The sequence below is a fragment of the Ruegeria lacuscaerulensis genome (assembly GCF_013034685.1).
GTDB classification, from domain to species: domain Bacteria; phylum Pseudomonadota; class Alphaproteobacteria; order Rhodobacterales; family Rhodobacteraceae; genus Ruegeria; species Ruegeria lacuscaerulensis_B.
Genome location: NZ_WQGO01000021.1, coordinates 1 through 17,493, shown reverse-complemented (window position 1 = coordinate 17,493; position 17,493 = coordinate 1). Strand labels below are relative to the sequence as shown.

Here is a 17,493-nt window from a genome sequence, read left to right as displayed (position 1 = left end):
GAGAATTGAATCAGCAGCTTGCCTCTCAATCAAGGAAGAGTTTTTCAACGACATCAGCCCAGAGTGCAAAATGCTGCCCATTGCACCAAGGGTGAGAGACCGCAGAAGGCCGTCATTGGCCATGGTCATGACGGCCCATACCTGCCTTTGAATGATGGTCGTCGTCGCTGCGGTGCGGCCCGTCAGACCGGACTTTTGCTGCACGAGCAAACGAAACGTCATACGAGGTCACAAATCGCGGGACGAAATTACCATTGGTACTTTGTTTGTGAACGCCCGCACTGCACGAATTTGCAACTGTGGAGCAAAATTGCTCCGGCGGAGTTCCGAAACTCACGGCTGATGCTGATCAATGTCGGAACTAAAGATACCGCTGATAATCATTGCACGACAGAGTCATTGAAACCAAACAATAGATTTCCACTGACTGAAAAGAGCAAGTTTTGGGGCGCGCTGAAGATCGCTGGATCAATCGGTATTTCGCAGACGGCAATTGTTGGTCAAACATGCAAGGCGGCAGAATGCTGCCGCCTTGCACTCGTCAATTATCTCAGTCCGCCGCGAGTTCTGTTATTTCGCGACGGAAAGGCAGCGCATCACCAATGTCTTCGCCGTCCAGCTCACGGGCGTAGCGGTGGCCGGCATAGGTCGCCCAGGCGATTGGGCCCGGGGCGTTGGCATCGCCAATCAGTTTTACCGATTTGATACCGGCATCCGCCCATTCGGCCTCACGCATTCTCAGGTCGTTGAAGACGGCGTTGTTTTCCAGACGTGACGCAACCATGACCACGGCATCGGCCTCGATCTTCCAGGTCCGGTCGGTGTAGACGCAGTTCGAGACCACATGATCGGGGTGGATTTCGGTGACGCCCTGGTTCAGCACGATCTCGACACCCGCCTCGACCAGTCGCGGGTGGATCGCGATCTGTTCCAGCGTGTTGTTCGTCCAGTCACTGACATAGGCCGACGGAGTGACCAACGTAACTTGCGCGCCGTTCCTGGCCAGCAATTCAGCCAACACGCCGCCCATGTAATAGTGGTCATCGTCATAGACCACCACTCGGCCCGAGGGGATGGTGCCGTCCATCAGATCGTCCGGGGTATAGACTTTGGCGCCATCGGCGATCGGCATCGGCACGACATGCTGGCGCGAGACACCATCGTTGCGCCACGTTGCACCAGTGGCAATACAAACGTTTTCAAAGCCGAACTCAAGGATGCTTTCGGCGTCCAGCTCGCTTTCGCGATACATCTCGACGTTTGGACGCTGGCTGAGTTGATAGTCGCGGTAATCCACCACACGGCCCCAGGCCGAAAGGCCGGGCAGCAGGCGTTCGCGGGCCACGCGGCCGCCGATCACGTCGCGGGCCTCGGCCACCGCGACGTCATAACCCCGGCGGCACAGCGCCCACGCGGCCTCAAGCCCTGCGGGACCTGAGCCGACGATCAGCACATTGTTGCTGTCGCCCTTTTCGTTCATCTTTTCGGGATGCCAGCCCTTGCGCCATTCCTCCATGAAGGTTGGGTTCTGGGTGCAGCGGCTGATCGACATCGTCATGTCGCCGGTGATACAGATGTTGCAGCCGATACATTCGCGGATGTCCTCGATCCGACCTTCCTCGATCTTTTTCGGCAGAAACGGGTCGGCAATCGACGGACGTGCGCAGCCGATGAAGTCCAAAGTGCCGGACTTGACCATCTTGGCCATCACATCGGGCGAGGTGAACCGCCCTACGCCAACGATGGGCTTGTCGGTCAGCTCGTGGATACCGCGCACCAATTCTTCCTGCGCGGCCTCTTCCTTGAAGCGCGACGGGCCAGAGCAATCCTCCCACGTTCCCTGCGCCAGATCCCACAGGTCGGGCAGGTCTTTGTTCATCTCGATATAGTCGCGCACCTCGGCATTGGAAAAGCCCAATTCGCCGATGGCTTCGTCCAAGCTCACGCGCAGTGTGATCGCCATCGTGTCACCTACGGCATCGCGCATGTCGGCGATAACTTCCTGACTGAACCGAGCACGGTTTTCTAATGATCCGCCATATTCGTCGCTGCGTTGATTGGTAGCACGGCTGAGGAAGTGCTGGAAAATACCAAACCCGTGCGCGCCGTACAGACAGATCAGGTCGAATCCAGCGTCTTTGGACCGTTTAGCGGCGTTCACGAACCATCGGCGCAGATCCTTGATGTCCTGCTTGTCCAGCGCGCGGGCCTGTACCGGGTCGTTGGTAAAGGTACGGATCGGCAGGGCCGATGGGGCCAGCGGTACCTCTTTGGTATAGAGGTTCGGCCCGTTGATACCCGAATAGGCCAGTTGGATACCAGCCAACGCGCCATGAGTCTTCATGCGTTCAGACATCTTGCGCAATTGTGGAATGTCCTTGTCTTCCCACAGGCGCAACTCGATGAACGGGGTGATTTCCGAGGTGTGGTGCATCTCGCACTGTTCGGTGAAGATGACACCCCAGCCGCCTTCGGCCTTGATGCCGCGCATCGCGGCGGCGGCCGAGGGGTCACGGTATCCGCCGCCATTGCAATGCGGCACCTGATAAAACCGATTCTTGGCGGTTAGCGGGCCGATCTGCATCGGCTCGAACAGAATGTCATAGCGTGGGTCGCGCATGGCTGGCTCCTTACGGCTGGCTGATGTTGGTTGGGCCGATGGCCCTCAGTGGTGTTGTGTTAAAGGCCCGCGGCGACTTCGGTGATGGCGTCGCGCAGGATGTCTTCGATGCGATCGATCAACGGTTCGTCCATGATCAGGGTCGGGGACAGGATCAGCACGTTGCCCAAAGGCCGTGCGATCAGGCCGCGTTTCTGACAGGCGCGGGCCACTTTCAGCCCAACCTGCGCATCGTAGGGATAGCTTTCCTTAGTGTCGCGGTCTTTGACAAATTCGATCCCCATCATGAAATGGCTGCCGCGCACTTCGCCGACCAGTTCGATATCGGTCAGGCTGCGCAGGTTGTTTTCAAACCGTTTGCCGGTTGTGCGGACACGCTGGGGGATGCCCTCACGCTCCATGATGGCGATGTTGGTCAGACCCGCCGCCGCCGCTGCCGGGTGGCCGGAATAGGTCATCCCATGCAGAAACATGCCGTCCGGCCCCGAAATCACCTCGTGAATATCGTCCGAGACAATAGTGGCTGACAGTGGTTGATAGCCAGAGGTCAGGCCCTTGGCGGTGGTGATGATGTCGGGCACCATGCCGAACACATCCTCGGACGAGAAGAAATGCCCAAGACGGCCAAAGGCGGTGACAACCTCATCTGCGACATATTTGATATCGTTGGCTTTGCAGACCTCCCACGCGCGTTTGTGGTATCCTTTTGGCGCGGGAACCACACCGCCTGCGCCCTGAATGGGCTCGGCGATGAAGGCACAGATGTTTTCCGCACCGATACGTTCGATACTGTCGCTCAGATCGTCGATCAGAGCATCCAGGAACTCGGCCTCGGTCATTCCTCCGCCTTCACGCCAATAGTGGGGCGAGCGCAGGTGATGCACCAAGTCATTGGCTGCGTGCCAGCCTTCTGAGTAGCCGGGTGTGGTCATTGCCATCGCCAGATGGGTCGACCCGTGATAGGCTCCGTGCCGCGACAAGACCTGTTTCTTTTCAGGCTTGCCCTTACGTATATTGTAGTGGTGCAGCATCCGAATGGCGCTGTCATTGGCGACCGAGCCGGAATTGCCGAAATAGACCGAATTCAGATGCCCGGGCGCCAGCTGCGCGACCTTCTCGGCCAGCGCCGCAGCGGCGGGGTGGGTAAAGTTGTAGAAGGTCGAGTAAAAATCCAGCGTCTTCAGCTGATCGGTGATCGCGTCGATCATCTCGGTATTTCCGTGACCGATATTGACGCACCACAGGCCCCCGATCCCGTCGATCAGTTCGGTCCCGTCGCTGTCATAGACATAAGCGCCCTTCGCGAGTGAGATCACGGTGCGCGCGCCTTGCTGTTTCAGCGCGTTCAGGTCGGCGAAAGACTGAATCAGGTGATCGTCCTGCGCAAGAATTTCAAGCGTATCTTTGGCCATGATTAACCCCCTTAGTCCCCGATGCAAATGCGTGGTGGTGGCAAGGCCCGTTGCGATTGGAGCGCGAGACATACCACCCATTTTCACGAAAAAGGTTACTTTGCTCAATTTAAGGGGTATATACCCCCAAAGGGGTACTCGCACATGTCGCCACTTCCAGCCGCAGATGCCTTGTCAGATGCCATTCTGGCCACCGGGTCCAAGCGTTTCAGCAATGCGCTGCGCCAATGGCTGAACGCAACATGTTCGTTCGACAATTTCGCGATCATTGCCTTTTTTCAAACCAGCAGCCCGCAGGTTCTGGCGACCCATGCCCGTGATAGCCGCGTGTTTGAACGTATCGACAGCCACTATGTCAAAGGGGCCTATCTGCTGGACCCGTTCTTTCGCCTGCACCAGAAAGGCGCGGCTGATGGTCTGTATCGCCTGACCGATGTCGCCCCCGACCAGTTTCAACGCAATGAGTATTTCAAATCCTACTACGCCAACACCACCCTGACGGATGAGCTTGCTTTCTTTGTTGGTGTCGCGCCCAGGTCGTCGATCACTGTATGTATTGGCAGGGATGCCACCACGGCGTCACGCTTTTCGAACAGGGATCACATTGCGGCCAAGCAGGTTGCCCCGGTGGTCAATGCGCTGGTCAAAAAGAACTGGGCCGACCTCAGCCCCCCGCACAGGGACGAGCCGGGCGATATCGTCGGTCATCTGCGCCAGCGCTTGTCCGCCGAACAGAGCATCAGCCTCAGCCCCAGACAGGCCGAGGTGGCGCTGTTGATCCTGCAGGGCCATTCGTCGATTTCCATTGGCCTGACGCTTGGCATCAGCCCGCAGACCGTCAAGGTTCTGCGCAAGCAACTTTATCGGAAAAGCGGAATCTCATCCCAGGGCGAACTGTATTATCTTATAGCGCCTTTCCTTTCGGAATACGGGCAAGTGGCCCGGAAAACAACGTAGTGCCAAGCAGATTAGCCAAAGCCTAATTAAGAGATAGCCAGACAATTATTTCGCGTCTTGCGAACTTGTGAAACCTTATTGAGGAAACGTGCGAAACCCGCTGGAGCGGCACAAAACGGGAGGCTTTTGTCAATCCAACCGGCCCGCTCGGACAGACATGGCGACCTGTTGCCTGCCTGACCCGACACCAGCAGACAACGCACGATTGCAACGACCTTTCGGGGTCAGTTCTAGATGCAGATATAGGGAACCGACACATGTCCATAGAGAAAACGGATACGCTGGTTGTTGGCGCAGGACAGGCAGGCATCGCACTAAGCGAGCATCTGGGCAACAACAACGTCCCCCACATCATCCTGGAAAAGAACCGCACCGCCGAAGCATGGCGCACCGGTCGCTGGGATGCGCTGGTTGCCAACGGCCCGTGCTGGCATGACCGCTTTCCCAGCCTCCAGTTCAAGGGGGATGACCCGGATGCGTTTGTGCCCAAGGACCGTGTCGCCGAATACTTGGTTGAATATGCCGAAATGGTCAAAGCGCCGATCCGCGAAGGTGTTGAGGTTCTAAAGGCGGAGCGCCTGCCGGGTGAAGGCGGGTTCAAGGTCGAAACCTCGGCTGGAGAGATTCACGCCAAGCGTATCGTGGCGGCCACAGGCGCGTTCCAGCATCCGGTGATCCCGCCGATCGTGCCGGAAACGGCTGATGTGAAACAACTGCATTCCTTCTATTACAAGAACCCCGAACAACTGCCCGAAGGGGCCGTTATGGTTGTAGGCGCGGGCTCATCCGGGGCGCAGATCGCGGATGAATTGAACCGCGCGGGCCGCAAGGTGTTTCTGTCGGTCGGCCCCCATGACCGCCCGCCGCGCCGCTATCGCACCCGTGACAATGTCTGGTGGCTGGGCGTTCTGGGCCTGTGGGACATGGCTGCGCAAAAACCGGGCACCGAACACGTTACCATCTCGGTCAGTGGGGCCCATGGTGGCCACACTATGGACTTCCGCCGTCTGGGCAATGAGGGCGTGACACTGACTGGCCTGACCAAAGGTTTCGAGAGCGGTGTGCTGAGTTTCGCCGACGACCTACAGGCCAACGTGGCCGCAGGAGACGCCAATTATCTTGAGATGCTGGATATGGCCGACGCCTATATCGAACGCACCGGCATCGATCTGCCGGAAGAGCCTGAGGCGCGTGAACCCTTTGCGGACCCCGACAGCCTGATCAACCCGCTGACATCAGTTGATTTCGCCCAAGAAGGCATCACCACGATCATCTGGGCCACGGGCTTCCGTCAGGATTTCAGCTGGATCAAAGCCGATGCCTTTGACGCCAAGGGCGCACCAATCCATCAGCGCGGCGTGTCTGTCGAACCCGACATTTATTTCCTTGGCCTCCCCTGGCAATCGCGCCGCGGTTCGACCTTTATCTGGGGCGTCTGGCACGATGCGAAATACATTGCCGATCAGATCGCGATCCAGCGCGCCTATGCCGATTACGAAGGCGAGGCCGCCATCATCACCCCCGCCGCCGCAGAATGAGACGACAGGAATCCAAAATGGCGCACACACGCATTCGCAAGTTCAACACCAAAGAAACCTACCCCGAACAGAACCTGGACAACGATCTTTGTCAGGCCGTGGTGACGCAGGGCGGCAAAACCGTTTATCTGCGTGGCCAATGTCCGCAGAATCTGGACGATGCCGTCAATATCGACAGCCACGATCCGGTCGAGCAGACCCATAAGGTGATGCAGAACATCAAGCAGCTGATCGAAGAGGCCGGTGGCTCGATGGAGCATCTGGTCAAGGTCGTCGTCTACATCACCGATGTGCGTCACCGCGAGGCGGTCTATCGCACCATGGGCGAGTATATCAAAGGGGTCCATCCCTGCTCGACCGGTCTGGTGGTTCAGGCGCTGGCCCGTCCCGAATGGCTGGTTGAAATCGACGGCACCGCTGTCATCCCCGATTGATCCCCTCGATCAATCAAACAGACCGAACCGCGCCCCTCTTTTCCCCGTGCAGGCGCGGTCCGGTATTTGTGTTTTTAGGAGAGCCTTATGACTTTTTCCTTGGTTGCCCGCTGCGCTGAAACCGGCATGTTCGGTCTGGCGATTTCGTCGTCCTCGCCCGCCGTGGCAGCGCGCTGTTCCTTTGCGCGGGCCGGTGTGGGGGCCGTGGCCTCGCAAAACGTGACCGACCCCAGCCTTGGCCCGCTGACATTGGACCTGATGGCACAGGGCAAATCCGCACCCGAAGCCATCGCGGCGATGGCTGCACAGGCGAAATTCATCGAATACCGTCAGGTTCTGGCCGTGGACACCGCCGGACGTACGGCGATCCATTCCGGCCCTAACAGCCTTGGGATCTGGACACAGGCGCAGGCCGAAAACGTTGCTTCGGGCGGTAATCTGCTGGCCAATGCGGACATCCCGCAGGCTATAGTCGACGGCTTCCTGTCGACCAAGGGCCATATCGGGGATCGCCTGATCGTCGCCATGCGCTCCGGTCTGGCCGCAGGGGGCGAAGCAGGCCCGGTGCATTCCGCAGGCATGAAGATTGTCGACAAGGTCAGCTGGCCCGTCGCCGATCTGCGCTGCGACTGGACCGAAGGATGCCCAATCGAGGCCATCGCAACCGCATGGGACGTCTACAAGCCACAGCTTGACGCCTATATCCAGCGCGCGCTGGACCCGCGCGAGGCACCGTCCTACGGCGTGCCCGGCGACGAATAATCAGGGAGATACAGGATGTTGGACTATTCACATGACGACTGGAAAAGCCGCGCCGCCGGTCTGTCCTTTCGCGGACAGGCATTCATTGACGGCAAATTCGTTGACGCCGAATCGGGCAAGACGTTCGACAGCATCAACCCCGCCACCGGATCGGTGCTGACCCCCGTCGCCGAATGCGACGCCGAGGATGTGAACCGCGCCGTCACCGCCGCCCGAACCGCGTTCGAGGACGGCCGCTGGTCACGTATGGCACCGGGCGACCGCAAGGCGGTGATGCTGAAGCTGGCCGACCTGATCCGCGACAACCTCGAAGAGATGGCGCTGCTGGACAGTCTGGACATGGGCAAGCTGATCACCGACGCTGTCACCATCGACGCGCCGGGATCGGCGCATTTCTTCCAATGGTACGCCGAGGCGATCGACAAGGTCTATGATGAGGTCGCCCCGACCGGCCCCGGTGATCTGGCGCTGGTCAGTCGTGTGCCTCTGGGCGTTGTTGGTGCTGTGACGCCGTGGAACTTCCCGCTGGATATGGCCACATGGAAAGCCGCCGCTGCACTGGCCGCGGGCAATTCGGTGGTGCTGAAACCGGCCGAACAATCGCCCCTGTCGGCGCTGCGTCTGGCGGAACTAGCGGCCGAGGCTGGCATTCCCGACGGTGTGTTCAACGTGGTGCCCGGCTTTGGTGTGACCGCCGGCAAGGCGCTGGGTCTGCATATGGATGTGGATTGTCTGGCCTTCACCGGCTCGACCGCCACAGGCAAGATGTTCATGCAGTATTCGGGTCAGTCGAACCTGAAACAGGTCTGGCCGGAAACCGGCGGCAAAAGCCCCAACCTTGTCTTCGCCGATTGCGAGGATCTGGACGCCGCCGCCGACATGGCCGCATTTGGCATCTTCTTCAATCAGGGCGAGGTCTGCTCGGCCAATTCGCGGCTATATGTGGAACGCTCGATCAAGGACGCGTTTGTTGAAAAGCTGATTGCCCGCGCGCAGGCCATGCAGCCCGGCGACCCGCTGGACCCGGCGTCCAAAATGGGCGCCATCGTGGACGAAAAGCAGACGCAGGGCATCATGCGCTTTGTCGAGGAGGGCAAAAAGACCGCCAATCTGGTGACCGGCGGTGACCGCGTTACAGTCGAAGGCAAGGGGTACTTCATCCAGCCGACCATCTTTGATGACGTCGCCCACGATAACCCACTGGCGCGGGATGAAATCTTTGGCCCCGTCCTTTCGGTCATTCCGTTTGATACCGAAAAACAAGCTGTGACCATGGCCAATGACTCGGTCTATGGGCTGGCGGCGTCGGTCTGGACCGACAACCTGTCCCGCGCCTGCCGGGTATCGGACAGGCTGATGGCCGGAACCGTTTCGGTGAACACGGTGGACGCGCTGTCGGCGATGACGCCCTTTGGTGGCATGAAACAATCGGGCTTTGGGCGCGATTTGTCATTGCACTCGTTTGAAAAATATACTGCCCTGAAAACAACGTGGATTAAGTACAAGGCTTGATACGCGAAATTGCGGGGATGCGCCTTTGCCTTTCAGATACACGCTGCGACAGCTTGAATATTTTGTGGCCGTGGGAAAGGCAGGCAGCATTGCCGCCGCTAGCGACAAGCTGAACGTGTCGTCGCCGTCGATCTCGGCGGCGATCACCCAGCTAGAGGTCGAGCTCGGCGTCACCCTGTTTGTGCGCGAACATGCGCGCGGCCTGTCACTGACCAAGGCAGGGCAAAAAGTCATGGAGCGCACCGAATTTGTCCTGCGCGAGGCCGAATTGCTGGCCACATTGGCCGGAGAGATCACCGGCAAGGTTCAAGGCATCTTGTCGGTTGGGTGCCTGGTCACCTTCGCGCAAATCATCCTGCCGGGTCTGCGGCGGGAATTTGAAACCTGCTACCCAGACGTGCGCATCGAACAGCGCGAGCTGCATCAGGCCGACATCTTCAGCCAGTTGCGTCGGGCCGAACTGGACATCGCTCTGACCTATGATCTGGACATTCCCGCCGATCTGGAATTCCAGCCCCTGCACGATTTGCCGCCCTATGCCGTTCTGGGCGACGGGCATCCTTTGGCCGACCGTACCGAACTGTCGATCGCGGATCTGCAGGACAGCCCCATGGTTCTGCTGGATTTGCCCTTTAGCGGCGAATACTTCCTGTCCTTCTTCCGCGATGCCAATATCAAACCCAACATCGCCGAGCGTACGGCAGACATATCGGTCATGAGGTCTCTGGTCGCCAACGGGTTCGGGTTCTCGATTGCCAATATCCGCCCCATGAATGTGTTGTCGCCGGACGGCAAAAAACTGATCTTTGTTCCCCTCGCCGGAGAGCTGCGCCCGATGCGACTGGGTCTGCTGCGCGCACGGTCAGAGAATGAGACCAACACGTCAAAAGCATTCATCGAACACTGCGCCAGGGCCGTTCAGTCCGGATCATTGCCGGGGCTGTGCATGCGCGAACAAGACTGACATGCGCGCCTTAGAGAACGCCTAACCGCTGCTTCGTCATTCCCGGATTTATGTTTCTGACCGGTGGTATAGGGTTGGAATGAACGCCCCCTCAGCGAAAGCAAGCTCAACCCGATGACCTCGACACTGGATATTCTCGACCGGCTCGTTGGCTTTGATACGGTCAGCAAGAACTCGAACCTTGATCTGGCCGCTTATGTCGAAGAATTCCTTGAGGCACGCGGGTTTGCCGTCCATCGCATCACCGATCCCGGCGGCGACAAGACCGGGCTTTATGCGCAAAAAGGCCCCGAAGGCGATGGCGTGTTATTGTCGGCCCATACCGATGTTGTCCCTGTCGAGGGCCAAAGCTGGACCAAAGACCCGTTTCGCCTGACCCGCGAAGGCAACCGCGTTTACGGGCGCGGCACCACCGATATGAAGGGTTATGTGGCCTCGGTCATGGCGCTGGCCGATCGCACCGCCGGGGCGGACCTGCGAGAGCCCCTTAAAATCGCGCTGTCTTATGACGAAGAAGTCGGCTGTGTCGGCATTCAGCACATGTTGGACCGACTGGCCCCGATGCTGGGCCAGCCCCGCGCCTGTTTCGTGGGCGAACCGACTGAAATGCAGGTCGCCGTGGGCCACAAGGGCAAGGCCGCGCTGCGCGCGGTTTGCCATGGGCAAAGCGGCCATTCGGCGCTGGCTCCGAAGTTTGTCAACGCGCTGCATCTGGCCACGGATTTCGTTGGGGAACTGCGCGCTCTGCAGGAAACATACGCCAATAGCGGTCATAGCGACCCGGCCTATTCAGTGCCCTATACCACCTTTCATGTGGGCATGCTGTCCGGTGGCAGGGCGCTGAATATCGTGCCGGATCGTGCAGAGCTGACCTTTGAGTATCGCCATCTGGCGGCAGACCTGGGCAAGGATATCCTGTCCCAGATACAGGACGCCGCCCAAAGGGTCGGCGCGGCCTGCCAAAACCTCAGCCCCGAGGCGCGTGTTGAAGTTGAACAGTATAACGCCTATCCCGGGCTGGACGTGGCCGAGACCGAAGGCATCATCGCCTATGCCCAGAAACTGGCGCAAAGCAACGCCACCACCAAGGTCGCCTTTGGCACCGAGGCCGGGTTCTTCAGCGAACTGGGCATTCCCACCGTCGTCTGCGGCCCGGGGTCGATGGAACGGCAAGGCCATAAACCGGATGAGTATCTTGAGATCGATCAGCTCAGCGCGTGTGACGCGATGATGGATCGCATCCTCGAAGATATCAGCCGCTGAGAGTCTCAATGGATTTGCTGAACGACTTCACCCTTGCGGACGGCATCGGCCTGCTGGGGTCGATTATCATCGTCGGGGCCTATTACCTGGCAACACGCAACATCCTGCCCGCCGACAAAATACCCTTCAACGCCTGCAATATCGCGGGCGGGTTGCTGGTGACGGTTTCACTGATCTATCGCCCCAACCTTGGGGCGATCGTGATCGAGGTCATGTTCCTGCTCATCGCAACCCTTGCCATCTGGCGCAATCTGCGCAAACGGGCATAACCGGAACGCCTTGGGTCAAGACGCAATCATGTAGAATTTGCGCAGGGTTTGTGTGATCTCCCACGTGCAAGGCGTTCCTTTGGGCATAAAAAATGTGTCGCCCGCGGTGAACTCCTGAACGGTACCGTCCGGACTGGTTAGTTTCACCAAACCCGAAATGACAGTCATCATTTCATCGACGGGATAGGCGTCGAAGACTTCAAGGCAGGGTGCACATTCCCAAACGCCGGACAAAACCTTGCCGTCAGAACTTTCGTAAAAGCTGCTGATGCGTTCAGTCTTGTCTTCGGTCGTGAAATCATCCGTGGAAACCGCAGAGGACGGAACAAAACCGTTTTCCGGGTGTCCGTCGGGCAAAAGTCGGATGGGCATGCTCATATTGCAATTTCCTTTCAGGCGGGAAGATACAAATAAAATGCCCCCCGAAAACCAGCCAGCGCCAGACCGGAGGGCAGAACCTGAGGGATTTTGTATTTATTTTTTCAGGTTCGTCCAAATCTGGTCATAGACCGCCTGAGTTTCCTCATCGCAGACTTCGATGAACACACCCGGGCCTGCATTCGCGTGGGGGTTCTTTTCAGGCTGCTCAGCCAGCGCCGGGTCTAGGAAATCGCCAACGCCGCTAACGCCCGCGTTGTACTGGGCAAAGTTGGTCACGGCCGCGATGTTTTCAGGCTCCAGCAGGAAGTCCATGAATTTCAGCGCGTTGTCGCGGTTCGGTGCGTCCTTCAGCAGAACAACGTTGTCCATCCACGCGATGTAGCCCTGTGTCGGATAAGCGTATTCCACGTTGGCACCTTCTTCGCGCGCCTTGGCCGCAAACCCGTCATAGATTTGACCAACGGCGGCATCGCCCGACACCAGTACCTCTTTTGCAGTGTCCGAATTGAACGACGCCCAATGTTGTTTGGCCTCTTGCAGCATGGCGTTCAGCGCCTTCAGCTGCTCGCGGTCCGTCGAACATTGCGGGATGCCCATATGCAGCGCGGCCATGGCCATGACCTCGCCCTGGCTGTCCAGCATGTTGATCCGGCCCTGCAACTCGGCGGGCGGGTTGAACAGGATGTCGGTGGTTTGAATGTCGCCCTCATAGGCATCGCGGCTGACCGCAAAGCTGGTCGAGCCCCACTGATACGGGATCGAGGACTGACGGCCGGGGTCAAAGTTGGGATCGGCCCATTCCGGCGCTATGTTGCCTTTGTTCTTTAGCTCACCGTCAGCGATGGTGTCGAGCATCCCCTCACCCGCCATGATCGCAACCATGTAGTCGCCCGGCACCGACACATCATACGTGCCGATGCCACCAGCCTTGAGAGAGGCCAGCATCGATTCGTTGCTGTCGTAGGTGTCCATGGTGACGGTGATGCCGGTTTCTTCGGTGAACTTGTCCAGCAGCTCCTGCGGGATGTATTCGAACCAGTGGTACAGGACCAGCTCACCCTCAGCGGCGGCAGCATTTGCGCCAATCGCCAGGGCCAGTGCAGCAACGCCGCTTTTCATCAAGTGTTTCATGTTTCTCTCCATCTGTTGGTTATTTGGTGTTGTCGGACTTGCTTACGAAATAACTGATCGTGACCATGATGATGGATACGCTCAGCAGCATGGTCGAAATCGCCATGATATTGGGTTTGATCCCCTGCTTGACCGAGCCGAAGATCGCCGTGGGCAGCGTTTCAACGCCTGCGCCTTTGACGAAATTGGTGATGATGAAATCATCCAGGCTGACGATGAAAGCCAGCAGGAAGCCCGAGATGATCCCCGGCATCATCAGAGGCAGAAGGATCTTGGTGAACGCTTGCCGTTTCGTTGCATACAGATCCAGTGCAGCCTGCTCATAGCTGTCTTCGATCCCCTGCATCCGGGCCGAGATTGGCAGGTAGGCAAAGGGAATACAGAACGCGATATGGGCCAGCAGGATGGTCAGAAGGCCGCGTTCAAACCCGATCGAGTTGAAGAAGATCAGGGTCGCAACCGCCAGCACGATCTCTGGCACCATCAGTGGCAGGCTGATGAGGCCGAAGGACACGGTCCGAAAGCGGAATTTCCCGCCGCGCACCATGCCCGTTGCCGCCAGTGTTGCGATGGTAGTCGCCGTAGTGGCCGCGATGATTGCGATGACAAAGCTGTTCTTCGCAGCCGTCTTGAATTTGGCGCTTTCCGGGCCGGTGAACACGTCCGCGTACCAGCGCAGCGAGACTCCTTCCCAATTGGTCAGCGATTGCGAGGCGTTGAAGCTGTAGATTGTGACCACGACCAGCGGAGCATAGAGGATGACCAGACACAGCAGGGTAATCCCCTTGAAGCCGGTATAGGTCTTGATGTCGAATTGCTTGCTTGCCATCACTCAGCCCCCGCCTTGTCCGCTTTGGCCTGCTGGCGGGCCGAGAACATCAGAATGATCAAGACCATTGTAAGCAGGATCATCGAAGCGGCGGCTCCGAAAGGCCAGTTACCCGCATTGCCCTTGAATTGTTCCTCGATCAGTGACCCGATCATGAAGTTCTTGGCCCCGCCCAGCAGGTCAGGCGCAAGGAACGACCCCATTGAGGGCACAAAGACCAGAATGCAGCCCGCAAACACGCCCGGCTTGATCGCCGGAAGCAGAACGCGCCGCAACGTTGTCCATTTCGAGGCGTAGAGGTCTGCTGCCGCCTCGGAGAGCGCAAAGTTATAGCGTTCAACCGCCGCATAGATCGGCAGCACCATGAAGGGCAGGTAAGAATAGAACAGGCCCAACTGCACTGCAAAGTTGGTGTTGACGATATGCAGGGGGCTGTCGATCAGGCCAATGCTCATCAGGAAATCATTGAGCGGCCCTTGATCGCGCAGCAGAAACTTCATCGACACGGTGCGGATCAGCAGGTTCACCCAATACGGGATGGTGATCAAGAACACCCAGACCGGGCGCATATTCTCGGATCGGGTCGCGATGAAATAGGCCGTTGGAAAGCCAATCACGAGGCTGAGCAACGTTGCCGCGCCAGCCTGCCAGATCGAGCGCCAAAAGATTGTGATATAGGTCCATTCTATCTTGGGCGGCTCATCCCCAAATAAGCCCCGATCAAAGAAGAACTGATCATAGGCCGCGAGGCTGAACTCCCAGATCACGCCGCCGCGGAACTCTTTCGTCAGGAAAGAGTAGATCAACATCATGATGACCGGTGCCAGAACCAGAATGGCCAGTGTCACCCAGGCGGGCAACAACAGCCATGTGCGGGCCTCTTTGTAGGTATCTGTGGTTGCGCTGCCGCCGCTTGCTGCGCCCGCCGCCATCAGTCCACCAGGAGGCGGCCTGCCCCCAGCTCCATGTTCACGTACATCTCGCTGCCGGGCTCGAAGATACGCTTGTTGCCGCGATCTGAGTTTGATGTCCGGACGATGAAGTCCGGCCCGTCCTGAAGATCGACGATGGTTGTGATGTCGGTGCCGACAAAGATATTTTCTTTGACCCGGCCCTTTAGGCTTTCACTTTCGGCAGGCGTATCCGACATATAAAGCCGTTCGGGTCGGATCGACATGTGGACATTTGAGCCCTCGCCAATGCCGTCAACTGCGTTGCAGGTCAGTTCATGTCCACCGCCTAGGTGGCAAACAGCCCGTCCTTCATTGATCTTGTCGACCGAAACTTCCAGAAGGTTGGTCTCGCCAATGAAATCCGCAACAAACATGTTGTGGGGCCGTTCATAGATGTCCGTGGGTGCACCGAGCTGCTGCATTTCACCCGCCGACATGACCGCGATCCGGTCTGACATGGTCAGGGCTTCTTCCTGATCGTGTGTGACGAAGATGAAGGTAATACCCGTTTCGCGCTGCAAATGCTTCAGTTCCAGCTGCATTGCCTTACGCAGCTTTAGGTCGAGCGCCGAAAGCGGCTCATCCAGCAAAAGCACTTTGGGTTGAGGGGCCAGCGCCCGAGCCAGCGCCACACGCTGCTGCTGACCGCCCGACAACTGGCTGGGTTTGCGCGCCGAGAACTGTGCAAGCTGTACCAGTTCCAGCATCTCACCGGCTTTCTTGCGCGCCTCAGACTTCGAGGTGCCGCGCATTTCCACCCCGAATGCTACATTGTCCAGAATGGTCATATGCGGAAACAGCGCATAGTTCTGGAAAACCGTGTTGACCGGACGCTTGTTGGGCGGCAGGTTCTCGATCTCGTCGCCGTAAAGGTAGATGGCCCCTTCGGTCACGGCCTCGAACCCGGCGATCATCCGCAGCAGAGTGGTCTTGCCGCAGCCGGATGGGCCCAGCAGAGTAAAGAACTCATTGTCCATGATCGACAGCGAGATCTTCTTGAGCGCGGTAAAATCGCCATAGCGTTTCACCGCGTCCCGCACGTCAATCGCGATATTTTCCGTGTCAGACAATTGCGCCTCCCTGAGCACCGCGAATTTGCACTCAGGTATATACGGGCCGCACTGCCTGCCTAAGAATTGACTTCCTCACTAAACATTAGGATTAGCCTAACCATTTTTCATTTTGGCTATAAATCAATGTATTATGTCGGGTCTGCACTCTTTTTAGTCGAATAGAAAAGACTCGGGCGCATATTGGATGTGCCAACTTCTTTTTCTATTGTGATCCCTATGGAGAGAGGATCAACCACGGCCGCCAGCAGAGGTACAAGATAATATATGCAACATCTGAGCCTTTGTTCTCTGCATTCTTAAGTGCATGAGATTATGGGGAGAAAACTATCCCGTCCGTCTGGATCCTCAGCTATCGGGAGATCAATGTGAAAAAAATCGCTAGGACCCTTGTCTCTATCGAAGGCATAATGCTCATTTTTCTCGTCAGCGTGTTTCTTTTTCTTGTATCAGAACGTTTCAATCACCCAAGCGTTAAGTTTTTTAGCCAATCTGAATCAGCAACCTTCAAAGTTTTTTGGGCGGTCAGCTCCGTTCACTAAACCAGTGTATGCCATGCAAAATTGTGTCCAATTGGTTTGCCAGCACTGGAGACAGATAGAGAGTGCTTCTTGATTCATAGTCCCATGTTAGGCATCAGCCACACTAAATGATACGCTGTGGCATGATACTTATATCGGGTAGCCCACCGTATCGCGCTGACCACGAAAGCCCACTTGATTGGCCGCCCGCGGCACCTCGGAGGTCGGTCGAAACACCGCCTTAAAACCACGTTGGAGTCGGCCGAATGCCAACTTTCAGAACTTAGTTCCAGTCTTTGCCTGATGCAGCAACCGGTTGGTATGGGCCCCTTGCCGCGAGTTGGAACAGGATCACTCGTCGGCTTTGGAAATTGCGATTGCCATGCGCAATTGGAATGAAACACGTCTGGACAGCCAGTTTGCAACCTTGATCGAAAACGAAGACGTTGATCCGGTAACGCAGTTCGCCATCCAAACCAAACTCGCCCCAATTGAGCGACAACCGACGGTTTCGAGCTGCGCTGAAACTGCCCTACTTATTGACCGCACATACTAAAGCAGCCGATCTTTGTTGCGTATTGCAATTGCCACTCCAGCCAGACGTCGGTCTAAAAATCTTTCGTGGCCGGTTGATCTGAACGTCCGGTTTCCGGAAATCAACGATCCATTTGGCACCCGCAGCCAACTTCCGCTACCCACCCTTGCTGTTTTCGCAGCTGTCGCAAAGCGTACACAGCAGCCGTTCGTTTTGTAAGAGGCAACGGCAGTTCTGTCCGCAGAGCGGTCACTCAGACAGATCGCAGCGAACGACCGCACCGACCCGATGTCGTTGAAAAACTCTTCCTTGATTGAGAGGCAAGCTGCTGATTCAATTCTC

At 57.6% G+C, this 17,493-nt stretch carries 17 protein-coding genes; 8 read left to right on the top strand and 9 right to left on the bottom strand.

Annotated features, from left to right (window positions below):
- From GOV80_RS22285 to GOV80_RS21795, 3 genes are all read right to left on the bottom strand, one after another.
- Positions 1-222: hypothetical protein (locus GOV80_RS22285; RefSeq protein ID WP_214648101.1), on the bottom strand; the 222-nt coding region annotated here is incomplete at its 3' end.
- 328 nt (positions 223-550) lie between these two features.
- Positions 551-2,620, bottom strand: a complete 2,070-nt coding sequence (locus GOV80_RS21800; protein WP_170787746.1) for an oxidoreductase — start codon at positions 2,618-2,620, stop codon at positions 551-553.
- Between the two features lie 59 nt (positions 2,621-2,679).
- Positions 2,680-4,032: an aminotransferase class III-fold pyridoxal phosphate-dependent enzyme gene (locus GOV80_RS21795; protein ID WP_170787744.1), complete on the bottom strand. Its 1,353-nt coding sequence runs from the start codon at positions 4,030-4,032 to the stop codon at positions 2,680-2,682.
- 144 nt (positions 4,033-4,176) lie between these two features.
- Here GOV80_RS21795 and GOV80_RS21790 point away from each other — a divergent pair, with 144 nt between their 5' ends.
- The 8 genes from GOV80_RS21790 to GOV80_RS21755 all read left to right on the top strand — a co-directional run bounded on the left by GOV80_RS21790 (position 4,177) and on the right by GOV80_RS21755 (position 11,731).
- Positions 4,177-4,989: a helix-turn-helix transcriptional regulator gene (locus GOV80_RS21790; RefSeq protein ID WP_170787742.1), complete on the top strand. Its 813-nt coding sequence runs from the start codon at positions 4,177-4,179 to the stop codon at positions 4,987-4,989.
- A gap of 257 nt (positions 4,990-5,246) precedes the next feature.
- Entirely contained in the window at positions 5,247-6,527 is a 1,281-nt protein-coding gene (locus GOV80_RS21785; protein ID WP_170787740.1) for a flavin-containing monooxygenase, read from the top strand.
- A gap of 17 nt (positions 6,528-6,544) precedes the next feature.
- Positions 6,545-6,961 carry a RidA family protein gene (locus GOV80_RS21780; protein ID WP_170484795.1) on the top strand — a complete coding sequence of 139 codons (417 nt, stop codon included), beginning with the start codon at positions 6,545-6,547 and terminating at the stop codon, positions 6,959-6,961.
- 87 nt (positions 6,962-7,048) lie between these two features.
- Entirely contained in the window at positions 7,049-7,723 is a 675-nt protein-coding gene (locus tag GOV80_RS21775) for a DUF1028 domain-containing protein (RefSeq protein ID WP_170787738.1), read from the top strand.
- Positions 7,724-7,738: 15 nt separating this feature from the next.
- Positions 7,739-9,235 (top strand): aldehyde dehydrogenase, encoded by a 1,497-nt coding sequence (locus tag GOV80_RS21770; RefSeq protein ID WP_170787736.1) that lies wholly within the window; start codon positions 7,739-7,741, stop codon positions 9,233-9,235.
- 25 nt (positions 9,236-9,260) lie between these two features.
- Positions 9,261-10,199 carry a LysR substrate-binding domain-containing protein gene (locus tag GOV80_RS21765; protein ID WP_170787734.1) on the top strand — a complete coding sequence of 313 codons (939 nt, stop codon included), beginning with the start codon at positions 9,261-9,263 and terminating at the stop codon, positions 10,197-10,199.
- 114 nt (positions 10,200-10,313) lie between these two features.
- Complete coding sequence (argE, locus tag GOV80_RS21760) at positions 10,314-11,462, top strand: acetylornithine deacetylase (protein WP_170787732.1); 1,149 nt, start codon at positions 10,314-10,316, stop codon at positions 11,460-11,462.
- Between the two features lie 8 nt (positions 11,463-11,470).
- Complete coding sequence (locus GOV80_RS21755) at positions 11,471-11,731, top strand: CBU_0592 family membrane protein (RefSeq protein WP_170787731.1); 261 nt, start codon at positions 11,471-11,473, stop codon at positions 11,729-11,731.
- Between the two features lie 15 nt (positions 11,732-11,746).
- Here GOV80_RS21755 and GOV80_RS21750 read toward each other — a convergent pair whose 3' ends face one another.
- From GOV80_RS21750 to GOV80_RS22280, 6 genes are all read right to left on the bottom strand, one after another.
- A complete protein-coding gene (locus tag GOV80_RS21750) occupies positions 11,747-12,109 on the bottom strand; it encodes a cupin domain-containing protein (RefSeq protein ID WP_170787729.1) in 363 nt (120 codons plus the stop codon).
- 96 nt (positions 12,110-12,205) lie between these two features.
- Positions 12,206-13,243, bottom strand: coding sequence for an extracellular solute-binding protein (locus tag GOV80_RS21745; protein ID WP_170787727.1), 1,038 nt, complete (start codon positions 13,241-13,243; stop codon positions 12,206-12,208).
- A 19-nt stretch (positions 13,244-13,262) separates the two neighbouring features.
- Positions 13,263-14,072 (bottom strand): ABC transporter permease, encoded by an 810-nt coding sequence (locus tag GOV80_RS21740; RefSeq protein ID WP_170787725.1) that lies wholly within the window; start codon positions 14,070-14,072, stop codon positions 13,263-13,265.
- Positions 14,072-15,004, bottom strand: a complete 933-nt coding sequence (locus GOV80_RS21735) for an ABC transporter permease (protein ID WP_170787722.1) — start codon at positions 15,002-15,004, stop codon at positions 14,072-14,074. Before GOV80_RS21735 ends, GOV80_RS21740 begins: the two co-directional genes overlap by 1 nt.
- Positions 15,004-16,095, bottom strand: a complete 1,092-nt coding sequence (locus GOV80_RS21730) for an ABC transporter ATP-binding protein (RefSeq protein WP_214648100.1) — start codon at positions 16,093-16,095, stop codon at positions 15,004-15,006. Before GOV80_RS21730 ends, GOV80_RS21735 begins: the two co-directional genes overlap by 1 nt.
- A 1,073-nt stretch (positions 16,096-17,168) precedes the next feature.
- The coding region (locus GOV80_RS22280) for a hypothetical protein (RefSeq protein ID WP_214648099.1) at positions 17,169-17,493 on the bottom strand (325 nt) is incomplete at its 5' end.